Origin of the sequence: Microbacterium aoyamense, from assembly GCF_023155855.1 — a bacterium.
GTDB classification, from domain to species: domain Bacteria; phylum Actinomycetota; class Actinomycetes; order Actinomycetales; family Microbacteriaceae; genus Microbacterium; species Microbacterium aoyamense.
In genome coordinates this window covers 766,198-777,004 of record NZ_JAKNUT010000001.1, presented here as the reverse complement: position 1 = coordinate 777,004, position 10,807 = coordinate 766,198, and the positions used below count along the sequence as shown (strand labels likewise).

At 69.7% G+C, this 10,807-nt stretch carries 8 protein-coding genes; 2 read left to right on the top strand and 6 right to left on the bottom strand.

All coding sequences use genetic code 11. From position 1 onward, the window contains the following. Nucleotides 1-81: 81 nt before the first annotated feature. Nucleotides 82-1,158, top strand: coding sequence for a VanZ family protein (locus MA876_RS04105; protein WP_248146319.1), 1,077 nt, complete (start codon nucleotides 82-84; stop codon nucleotides 1,156-1,158). Here the strand turns inward: MA876_RS04105 and MA876_RS04100 are convergent. From MA876_RS04100 to MA876_RS04090, 3 genes are all read right to left on the bottom strand, one after another. Continuing rightward, nucleotides 1,130-2,344, bottom strand: coding sequence for an amidohydrolase (locus tag MA876_RS04100; RefSeq protein ID WP_248146317.1), 1,215 nt, complete (start codon nucleotides 2,342-2,344; stop codon nucleotides 1,130-1,132). The genes MA876_RS04105 and MA876_RS04100 overlap by 29 nt on opposite strands. Before the next feature lie 191 nt (nucleotides 2,345-2,535). Then, nucleotides 2,536-3,540 (bottom strand): LacI family DNA-binding transcriptional regulator, encoded by a 1,005-nt coding sequence (locus tag MA876_RS04095; protein ID WP_248146315.1) that lies wholly within the window; start codon nucleotides 3,538-3,540, stop codon nucleotides 2,536-2,538. A gap of 32 nt (nucleotides 3,541-3,572) precedes the next feature. Further along, nucleotides 3,573-5,237: a glycoside hydrolase family 13 protein gene (locus tag MA876_RS04090; RefSeq protein ID WP_248146313.1), complete on the bottom strand. Its 1,665-nt coding sequence runs from the start codon at nucleotides 5,235-5,237 to the stop codon at nucleotides 3,573-3,575. 223 nt (nucleotides 5,238-5,460) lie between these two features. Between MA876_RS04090 and MA876_RS04085 the strand changes: the two genes are divergently transcribed. After that, nucleotides 5,461-6,957, top strand: coding sequence for a nucleobase:cation symporter-2 family protein (locus MA876_RS04085; protein ID WP_248146311.1), 1,497 nt, complete (start codon nucleotides 5,461-5,463; stop codon nucleotides 6,955-6,957). A 196-nt stretch (nucleotides 6,958-7,153) separates the two neighbouring features. Here MA876_RS04085 and MA876_RS04080 read toward each other — a convergent pair whose 3' ends face one another. From MA876_RS04080 to MA876_RS04070, 3 genes are all read right to left on the bottom strand, one after another. Beyond that, nucleotides 7,154-8,401 (bottom strand): serine hydrolase domain-containing protein, encoded by a 1,248-nt coding sequence (locus MA876_RS04080; protein WP_248146309.1) that lies wholly within the window; start codon nucleotides 8,399-8,401, stop codon nucleotides 7,154-7,156. 27 nt (nucleotides 8,402-8,428) lie between these two features. After that, nucleotides 8,429-9,517 carry a glycosyltransferase gene (locus MA876_RS04075; protein WP_248146307.1) on the bottom strand — a complete coding sequence of 363 codons (1,089 nt, stop codon included), beginning with the start codon at nucleotides 9,515-9,517 and terminating at the stop codon, nucleotides 8,429-8,431. A 92-nt stretch (nucleotides 9,518-9,609) separates the two neighbouring features. Then, a complete protein-coding gene (locus MA876_RS04070) occupies nucleotides 9,610-10,806 on the bottom strand; it encodes an RNA polymerase sigma factor (protein ID WP_248146305.1) in 1,197 nt (398 codons plus the stop codon). Between the last annotated feature and the right edge of the window lies 1 nt (nucleotide 10,807).

Genomic DNA, 10,807 nt, shown 5'->3' with positions numbered 1-10,807 from the left:
GCCTATGGATTTCGTGAGGATGCCTCAGAACCGGCATCCTGACGGAATCCTTACGCTCGGGACTCCTGCCAGACTCGACGCGTGGATGACCAGATCAGCCTGGGAATGCTCGCGATCCTGCTCGGCGCCCTCGTCGGCTTCGTCGTGTTCGTGCCGTTCGTCGCGGTGAGCTACCGTCGCCGCGGCGGGTTGAGCTTCGGGCGACTCGTGCTGTGGGCTGCAGCACTGGTGTACTTCCTCGCGATCTGGACGTACACGCTCCTGCCGCTCCCGGACCCGTCGGCCCTCACCTGTGCGGGTGTGAACCTCGACGTCTTCGCGTTCGTGGGCGACATCCGCGGCGCTGTCGCGCGACCGGGGAGCACCCTGACAGACCCCTCCGTCCTGCAGCTCCTTCTCAACGTGCTGCTGTTCATCCCCCTCGGGTTCTTCATCCGCGTCCTCGGCGGGCACGGCATCCTCGTCGCCTTCCTCGTGGGCCTCGGGGTATCGGTGTTCATCGAGACGACGCAGCTCACGGGCGTCTGGGGCCTGTACCCGTGCGCCTACCGTGTCTTCGACGTCGACGACATGCTCACGAACACGACGGGCGCTGTGATCGGCTCACTCCTGTCCCTGGTCGTGCCGAAGCGTCATCGGGGCATGCAACGGGCGATGGATGCCGATGAACCGCGCCCGGTCACCCGGAGCCGACGCCTGCTGGCGATCCTGTGCGACGTCATGGCGTTCGGTCTCGTGACGATCACCGCAGGGGTGGTCGTGCAGCTCGCTCTGCAGCTGACGGGAGACCGCGCGGCCGTGCTGTCGGGCGAGCCGGCGAGCACGATCGGCGCGATCGCGGGACCAGCGGTCTGGCTCGTCGTGATCGCCGCGACCGGTCGTTCGATCGGCGACCTCGCGGTGCAGCTGCGCTACGACGGCGGGCCGCTGTCTGCGTGGCTCGCGCGGCCGCTGCGCTGGATCGGCGGCATCAGCGGCGCGGCGCTGCTGAGCCTGCTGCCAGACCCATGGAGTCTCGCCGCCCCGCTCTTCGTGATCGTGTCGGCGATCCTCGTGTTCACGACGAAGAGCGGGCGCGGCATCCCGGGACTTCTCTCCGGGATGCCGCTCCGCGACGCTCGCGAGGAACCTATGCGAGGAACTCCCGCGCGGCAGTGACGAGCGCGTCGACGCCGATCTCGAGCGTCGGATGGATGACCGGCGCGAAGAACGGGGAGTGATTGGTGGGGATGTCGCGCTCGAGCGTGCCGGCATCCTCCGCTGCCTTGTACGCCGCAGGGTCGATACCGCCCCAGAACCAGAAGACGAGCGGGGCGCCCGAGTCCCGCGCGAACCACGAGACGTCCTCGCTGCCCGTGAACATGCCGGGATCCATGACGGTCCCTTGCCCGAGCACGCGATCGAAAGCGGCGGAGAGTCGGGCCGTGGCATCCACGTCGTTGATCGTCGGGGGAAGGGAGTGGTCGACCGTGATGACGGGGGCCTGCTCGGCACCCGAGGCATCCGCCTCGGCGCGCACGACCCGCTCCACCTTCTCCATCACGCGCGCACGCGCCTCGTCGTCGGGGTAGCGCAGGCTCAGCTCGAGCTTCGCCTCGGCGGGGATGATGTTGTTCTTGAGCCCCGCGTGGATCGAGCCGACCGTGACGACCGCGACGTCCTTCGGGTTCACCTCGCGGGAGACGATCGTCTGCAGGCGCATCACGGTCGCCGCCGCCATCACGACGGGATCGATCGTCGAGTGCGGCCGCGAGCCGTGACCGCCACGGCCGAGCAGGGTCACGGTGAGACCGTCGGAGGCCGCCATCTGCGTGCCGCTGCGCACGCCGATCGTGCCTGCGGGCAGGGGCGTGACGTGCTGACCGAGCACGATGTCGGGCTTCGGGAATCGGTCGAGCACGCCGTCCGCGATCATCGCCTGCGAGCCGGCGCCGTACTCTTCGGCGGGCTGGAAGACGGCGACGATCGTGCCCGACCACTCGTCCTTCGTGTTCACGAGCCTTTCGAGCGCGCCGAGCAGAGCCGTGACGTGCATGTCGTGCCCGCACGCGTGCATGACGGGAACATCGAGCCCGGCGGGGTCCGTGCCGCGCGCCGTGCTGGCGTAGTCGAGGCCGGTCTGCTCGGGAACGGGCAGGGCGTCCATGTCGGCGCGGAGCCAGACGACGGGTCCCTCACCGTTGCGGATGATCGATGCGATGCCGGTCTTGCCGATGCCCTCTTCGAACTGGATGCCCATCTCGGTGAGGTGCTTCGCGATCACTCCGGCCGTGCGCGTCTCCTGGAACGAGAGTTCCGGGTGCCGGTGCAGGTCGGTGTAGAGCGCTTCGAGGTCGATCGTCATGCTCCCGAGCCTACGCGGGCCACCGCTGCGCTCGCGGGGAGCATCCGGTCCTCTTCCTTCACCGAGTCAACTCGATCCGCACGAGTCGACATCGAATGCGCGCGAACAACGTGTTGACTCGGCGAGATCGTGTCGAGTCGGCGTCTGGGCGAAGAGTCGTGCGAGCGCGCAGCGTGCGAGGAAGGGGGGAGTCAGAGGCGGGCGGTCGATCCGCGGACGATGAGCTCGTAGGGGAGCTGGTTGGGAGCATGATGTGCGGCGGATGCCTCGAGCTGATCGAGGATCGCGTCGGCCGCGCGCTCGCCCTGCCCGAGGGGGAACTGGTCGACCGTCGTCAGCCGGAAGAACTCGCCCAGCTCGTGGCCGTCGATGCCGACCACCGAGAGGTCCTCGGGCACGCGATAGCCGAGCTCGCGCGCGGCCAGCAGGGCGCCGATCGCCATCTCGTCGGACGCGGCGAAGATCGCGGTCGGCCGGCCGCCGGGCTTGCCGAGCAGCTGCTTCGCGGCGCGGAATCCGCCCTCGATCGTGAAGTCCGCGGGCTCGAAGAGCGCCGGACGCACGGGGATCCCCGCATCCGCCAACGCCAGCTCGAAGCCCTGGCGACGGTGCGTCGGGATGTGGAAGTCGATGTCGAATTCGGGGCTCGCGCCGATGTGCGCGATCTCGCGGTGCCCGAGCGCGAGGAGGTGCTCGGTGGCGAGCCGCGCGACCGCGACGTCGTCGACCGTGAGGGTCGTGAGCCGCGGATTCGGTCCGCCGATCGCGATGACGGGCCGGCCCAGCTCGACCAGGCGATCGGTTTCGGCATCGCCGAGCTCGATCGAGATCGCGATGACGCCGTCGACGCGCTGGCGGCGCAGGAAGTTCTCGAAGATCTCGTGCCGGGCCTCGTGGTCGGCCGTCAGGTTGTAGAGCGTGATGTCGTAGCCGCGCCGCATGAGCGCCGAGGCGATGCCGCTCAGGACCGTCGAGAAGAACCAGCGGTCGAGGAAGGGAACGAGGACGCCGATGTTGCGCGTGCGCCCTGAGGCGAGGCTCGACGCGGAGGACGACACGACGTAGCCGAGACTCTTGGCGGATGCCTCGACTCGGGCGCGCGTCGCATCCGACACATGTCCGCGCCCACTGAGGGCGCGCGACACGGTCGCCGTCGACACGCCCGCGTGGCGGGCCACTTCGTCGATGCTGACCACGTCGTCAATCCTCTCGCCCGAAAGGGCTCAGCTCAGTCGTCGGCGAGCCAGACGGCGGTATCGACCGGCAGGGTCGTGCCTTCGACCGGGCCGCTCGCCGCGATCACGATACCGTCCGGCAGCGAGATCGGGGCAGTGCCGATGTTCGCGACGACCGTGACATTCCCGTTGCGGAATGCGACGACCTCCTCGCCCGCGTCGATCCACTCCAGCGTCCCGGCGCCGAGCGCACGCGCCTTGCGTGCCGCGAGCAGGCTTCGGTAGAGCGTGAGGGTGGATGCGGGGTCGCCGACCTGCGCGTCGCGCGCGAGCGTCGCCCACTCCGCGGGCTGCGGCAGCCAGGATGCACCGGTGTCGCTGAACCCGTAGGCGGGACCGCTCGTCGTCCAGGGCAGCGGGACGCGGCATCCATCACGGCCGTAGCGCTCGCCGTTCGTGCGGAACCACGTGGGGTCCTGGCGGGCGTCACCCGGGATGTCGATGACCTCGGGCAGACCGAGCTCCTCGCCCTGATAGAGGTAGGCAGACCCTGGCAGGGCGAGCATGAGCGTCGTCGCGGCGCGCGCACGGCGCAGGCCGACCTCGGGGATGGGCTTGCCGGGCGAGTCGGGACCGATGCCATGACCCTGCGGGTTCTCGGCGGTGAGCGCGAGCCGCGACGCGTGGCGGACGACATCGTGGTTCGAGAGGACCCAGGTGCTCGGCGCGCCGACGGCCGCATAGGCGTCGAGCGACTCGGTGATGACGGAGCGGAGGGCCGCGGCATCCCACTCGGTCTCGAGGTACGCGAAGTTGAAGGCCTGGTGCATCTCGTCGGGGCGCACCCACAGGGCCGTCTTCTCGGGCGTCGGCAGCCAGGCCTCGGCGCACAGCGCACGGTCGCCCGCGTACTCGGCGACGACGGCGTGCCAGTCGCGGTAGACGTCGTGCACGCCCGGCTGGCCCCAGTACGGCACGTTCGCCTCTTCGCCGCCCATCGAACCGGCCTCGGGGTCGGGCGTGTAGTCGGGCAGGCCGTCGGCCTTGACGAGGCCGTGCGCGACGTCGACGCGGAAGCCGTCCACGCCACGGCCGAGCCAGAAGCGCAGGATGCGGCGGAACTCCTCGCGCACCTCTTCGTTGGACCAGTCGAAGTCGGGCTGCGACGAGTCGAAGAGGTGGAGGTACCACTGGCCGTCGGCGATCCGCGTCCACGCCGGGCCGCCGAAGACCGACTCCCAGTTGTTGGGGGGCAGCTCGCCGTTCTCGCCCTTGCCGTCGCGGAACATGTAGCGCGCGCGCTCGCGACTGCCGGGCGCGGCGGCGAGCGCCTGCTGGAACCAGACGTGCTGATCGGACGAGTGGTTGGGCACGAGGTCGACGATGATCCGGATGCCACGGGCGTGCGCCGCGGCGAGCATGTCGTCGAAGTCGCCGAGCGTGCCGAAGAGCGGGTCGACGTCGCAGTAGTCGGCGACGTCGTAGCCGGCGTCCTTCTGCGGGGAGCGCTGGAACGGGCTCAGCCACACGGCGTCGACGCCGAGGTCGGCGAGATCGTCGAGGTGCTCCGTGACGCCGGGGAGGTCGCCGATGCCGTCGCCCGAGCTGTCGGCGAAGGAGCGCGGGTAGATCTGGTAGATGACGGCAGTGCGCCACCACTCGGGCCCGACGGGGAGGGACTGGGCATCGGTGCGCTCGGAGGTCACGGTCGCGGTCATCACGCCAGGATACTGCAAGCGCTTACATGAACGCGCCGAGGCGCTCGACCCGTGGCCGGTCCGATCGCCCCGATCACGTTGCGAGTCTGTTTCGGCCCGTGAATTCCTCGCGACGTTCGGCCGAGAGCCCTGGCCCGCACGACATCGCACTCATATTCTCCCGAGAACGACGACGGGGTGTGCACCCCCGGTCACGCTCCGCGAAGCAGCAGACGGGAGCGACATGACCAAGACGGACGACACGGCCGACCTCGATGAGAAGGCGGCCAAGAAGGCCGCCAGACGCGAGAAGGCCCTCGCGAACGACGTCGACTCGATCCCGCCCTTCGCGCGGCTCTTCCCGCTCGGCCTGCAGCACGTGCTCGCGCTCTATGCGGGCGCCGTCGCGGTGCCGCTCATCGTCGGTGGCGCGCTCGGCTATTCGGCCGCCGACCTCGCGTTCCTCATCAGCGCTGACCTCTTCATCGCGGGCATCGCGACCATCGTGCAGTCGATCGGCTTCTGGCGCTTCGGTGTCCGCCTGCCGCTCATGCAGGGCGTGACGTTCGCCGCCGTCGGCCCCATGATCGCGATCGGGCTCGAGCACGGCATCACGACGATCTTCGGGTCGGTCATCGCGTGCGGCCTGTTCATGATCCTCATCGCGCCGTTCTTCGCGCAGCTGCTGAGGTTCTTCCCGCCGATCGTGACGGGCACCGTCATCCTCATCATCGGTCTCTCCCTCATGCGGGTCGCGGCCGGCTGGATCATGACCGGCTCCACCGAGGAGGAGCCCGGCGCGCTGCCGATCAACGTCGCGTTCGCATTCGGCACGCTGCTGTTCATCGTGCTGATCGAGCGCTTCGCGCCCGCCGCGCTCGCGCGCACGTCGGTGCTGCTGGGGCTCGTGGTCGGCACGATCGCGGCGCTGTTCGTTCCGGGGATGGTGGATTGGTCGCACGTGGGGGATGCCGCGTGGTTCGCGATCGTGACACCCTTCCATTTCGGGTTGCCGACGTTCGAGTTCGCGTCGATCGTGTCGATGATCATCGTGGGCCTCGTCATCATGACCGAGACGACGGGCGACATGATCGCCGTCGGCGAGATCGTCGAGAAGCCGGTCGACCGCAAGCAGCTCGCCGACGGACTGCGCGCCGACGGACTCGGCACCGTCCTCGGCGGCATCTTCAACACGTTCCCCTACACGGCGTTCGCGCAGAACGTCGGCCTCGTGTCGCTGACGGGCGTGAAGTCGCGGTACGTCGCGACGGCGGCCGGCGTCATCCTCGTCGTCCTGGGACTCATCCCGAAGGTGTCGGCGATCGTCGAAGGCGTGCCGCGCGCCGTGCTCGGCGGCGCCGGGATCGCACTGTTCGGCATGGTGGCGGCATCCGGCATCCGCACCCTGGCGAAAGTCAAGTTCGACAACCGCAACGTCCTGATCGTCGCGATCTCGGTCGGCGTCGCACTGCTCCCGACGGTCACCCCCACAATCTACGAGCAGTTCCCGTCGTGGTTCCAGCTCATCTTCGACTCGGGCATCTCGGCGGGCGCGATCGTCGCGATCCTGCTGAACATCCTCCTGAATTCGAGGACGAAGGATGCCGACGACCTCGCGACCTTCAGTGCGCACGACGCGATCCGCGGTCCGGCGGCTGCCGCTCTCGTGCATCCCGAAGCACAGGGCACCGGCCTGATCGACACCGTGGTCCTGGATCCTCCTGAAGAGAAGGACAAGTAGGTCTGCCCGGCCCGCGCAAAGCTCGAGCACCGAGAACTGCGCACCGCCGGGACGAACCGGGGGCAGTGCCTCGGCGCCCCTCGCGTATGGACGACGGCGGGATCGCTCCGGAAGCTCCCGCCGTCGTCGAACGCGCGGGCAGCCCGCGGGGGTGGTTCATGCCTCGCTGGACCGCGATCCGTCGAGCAGAACGGCCTCATGTCGGCGGAGCGTGGTCCGGCGCGAAGTGGGCGCCGAGCTCCTGGAAGAGCTGGGTGCTCTGGTAGGGCTGGTAGTTCCCGGAGGCATCGAAGGCGCCCGGCTCGAAGGTGACCACCACCGCGATCGAGATCCGCTCCGAGGGCAGATACGCCGTCGTCGCGCTCAGCCCGCTCAGCGAGGGATTCTGAAGGATCCACTCCCCGGACCGCACGACACCGAGCCCGTAGCTGTACCGGACCGATTGCGGGAAGCAGCTCGGGGCGCACGCCTCCTCACGCTCGCCGAAGCCGATCAGCAGCGGATCGGTCATCTCTCCGAAGCTCGACGACGAGAGGAGAGCACCGGAACCCACCTGGATCGCGGTGGTCGTGAGGTCGTCGATCGTGGTCGTCTGGTTCGCGCCCATCGGCGTGCCCCACTGCGTGTTCCAGAACGTCGCCTCTTCGGTGAACGGCACGTCCGCGGGGATCCCGAGAGCCGCGCGTCTCTCGGAGCTGAAGGTGTGCAGCACCGGGGCCGGGATGGCCGAGCCCTCGCTGGCGGTCGTGTCGTCGAGACCCATCGGCTCGAGGACCTTCTCGCGCAGCAGGGTGTCGAGAGGCGCTCCGCCGATCTCGGCGAGGATCTCGCCGAGGATCATGAAGTTGGTGTGGGCGTAGCTCCAGTTCGTGCCGGGGGCGAACTGCACAGGACGCGCGAGCGCCGCCTCGAGGCGCTCCTCGTACGTGAACTCGTGGAAGGGATCGGCGTTGAAGGTCGCCGTCCACGCGGCGTCCGTCTCGAAGTCCGGATAGCCGGATGTCTGGTTCGCGAGCATCCGCAGCGTCACGACGTCGGCTTCGGGCAGCGCGGGCTCCCAGCGGTCGATCGTGTCGTCCAGGGTCACGACGCCCTCGTCGACGTAGAGCATGAGCAGTGTTCCGACGTATGCGAAGGCGACAGCGCCGTTTCGGAAGTGCATGTCCGTCGTCGCCGGCGAACCCGTCATCGACTCGCCGAACGCCTGTCGCGAGAGTGTCTCGCCGTCTTTCGTCACCTCGACGAGGACCGAGCGCAGCTGATGATGCTCCATCGCCGCCGTCACGATCTGCGCGACCCCGGCATCGGGCACGTCGGAAGGGGTGGGCTCGGCCGCGGGGGTCTCGGCGGTGCAGGCGGCGGCGAGCAGCGTGACCGTCAGGAGCGCCGCGGACGTGCCGGCGAGGCGTCGCGAGGATGCGTCGGCGAAGAGATCCCGGGTCATTCGCTCAGCCTAGGGGCGGCCGGCAGCTCATCGATCCGCAGCGACCGCGACCTCGAGGATCCTGTCGGCGGCGATGCGCGCACCCGGCGGTGCCGCCCGCAGGCGATCGCCGGTCGCGTGCGCGCGCTCGATGACGGCGGTGTCGGCGAGCAGGGCCGTGACCGCGCCGGCGATCTGCTGAGCACTGCTGCGGCGCGACATCGTGCGACCGAGGCCCGCCTTCTCGATCACATCGCCGATGAGGTGCTGGTCGGCGGTCGGGTTGAGTGGAAGGACCAGCAGCGGGACGCCATGGGCGAGCACCTTCATGGTCGTCGAATGTCCGCCGTGTCCGATCACGAGCGCGGTGCCGGGCAGGAGCTCGGCATGGGGGACGAAGCCGCGGATCTGGACTTTCGGCGCGTACCGGACGCGGGCTCCGAGGTCGAACCCTCCCGTGGTGACGACCGCGTCGACGGGAAGCTCGCTGAGCGCGGCGATGGTGTTGCGGTAGGCGCGGCGCATGCCGGGGAGTGGCGTCGTCGAGAACGACACGAGCACGCGGGGACGATCCCCGGTCGGTGCGGGTGCGGATCCCCGCTCGGTCGAGCCGGTCCAGGTGTAGTCCGAGAACTCGGGATCGTGGCGGGCAGGGTCGAGGACGGCGTCGGTGAGAAGGAGACGGGATGCCGCGGCCGACCACAGGGCGCGCGGTGAGGATCCGAGGGCACCGACGATCCCCGCGACCGGGCCGTGGAGGAAGGAGCGGCGCCAGAACTCGGCGAAGGTGTGCAGGAGCACGACGACCGGAACGCCGCCGAGGTTCGCGCCCTTGACCATCGCGAGCGCCATGCAGTCGACCACCACGACATCGGGCCGGCGCTCGCGCACGAGCGCCTCCGCCTCCCTCATCACGCCCCGGCTCAGGAAGATCCGACCGAGGGTCGGCCCGAGCGGCTCGGGCCGGCCGTCGCCGCCGCGCTTCTGGGCCCACGAGGCATCCACCGCGGTCAGCTCCTCGTCGACCAGGAGCCCTGCCACCTCGACGTCGGCGCCGCGCCGAGCGAGCTCACGCGCCACGGCGATCGTCGGCGGAACGTTGCCGCCCAGGTTCGCGCTCAAGAACAGCACTCTCATGGAGCGTCCTTCCGAGTTGGTTCGCGGCGCTATCGACCGCACTCTGTCATGAGGAGCTGCGGGCGACAAGGGTGATACCGCGGAGGCCTCGCTCAGCGGGCCGCGGCCTGCAGAAGCCAGCGACGCTCGCTCGCGTTGCGGGTGAGTCGTGCTGCGTCGGCGTACGCCTTCCGCGCCGCGTCGTGCCGACTCGCGCGCGCGAGGAGGTGCGCGCGCACGGCGAAGGACTGGCGGTCGGGTGCGGCCGTTACCCGCGTCAGCGCGTCGAGTCCGGCATCCGCCCCATCGACCTCTCCGATCGCGACGCAGCGTCCGAGCATGCTTACCGGCCCCGGATCGAGCGCGCACAGCACGTCGTAGAGACCGAGGATCTGGGCCCAATCGGTCTCCTCGCTGGTGGCGGCCTCGTCGTGGACGGCGGCGATCGCGGCGCGCAGCTGGAACGGACCAAGCGGATGACGGGAGAGCGCCTCCGTCACGAGCGAGGAGCCTTCCTCGATCATGCTGCTGCGCCACAGCGAGCGGTCCTGCTCGGCGAGCGGGACGAGCACACCGTCCGCGCTCACGCGAGCGGGCTGACGTGCATCCGTCAAGAGGATGAGCGCGATGAGACCCATGACCTCGCCGCGCCACTCGTCGGTCGTCTGCGTCAGCAGCATGCGCGCGAGGCGCAGCGACTCCGCCGCCAGCGCGGGGCGACCGATCGCGTCTCCCTCGACGGCCGTGTGCGATTCGGTGTGGATGAGCCCGAGCACATCGAGCACCGCCGGCATCCGCGCTCCGATCTCGGAGATCGAGTCGAGACGGATGCCGCGCAGGGTCGCCTTCGCGCGGGAGATGCGCGTGCCGACCGTCGACTCGGATGCCACCAGCCCGCGGGCGACCTCGCGTGTGGACAGACCGCCCACGCACCGCAGTGTCAGAGCGACCTGCGACGTGTGCGAAAGCAGGGGGTGACAGCACAGCACGAACAGCACGAGGGTGTCGTCCTCGTCGGATGACGCGACCTCGACTTCCAGCGACGCTGCTCGCCACTCGCGCTCACGACGCGCAGACGCGGAACGCATCGCGTCGATCGCGCGCCTGCTCGCGACGGTGACGAGCCACGCGACGGGCTGCTCCGGGATGCCGTCGATCGGCCACTGTCGCGCCGCATCCACCAGCGCTTCCTGCACGGCGTCCTCGGCGTCGTCGAAGCTCCCCAGCCGCCGCACGAGGATCGCGAGGGCCCGCGGTGCCGCCGCGCGCACGGCGGCCGTGAGCGCGGCGGCAGGGGGCGGTGTCGACATC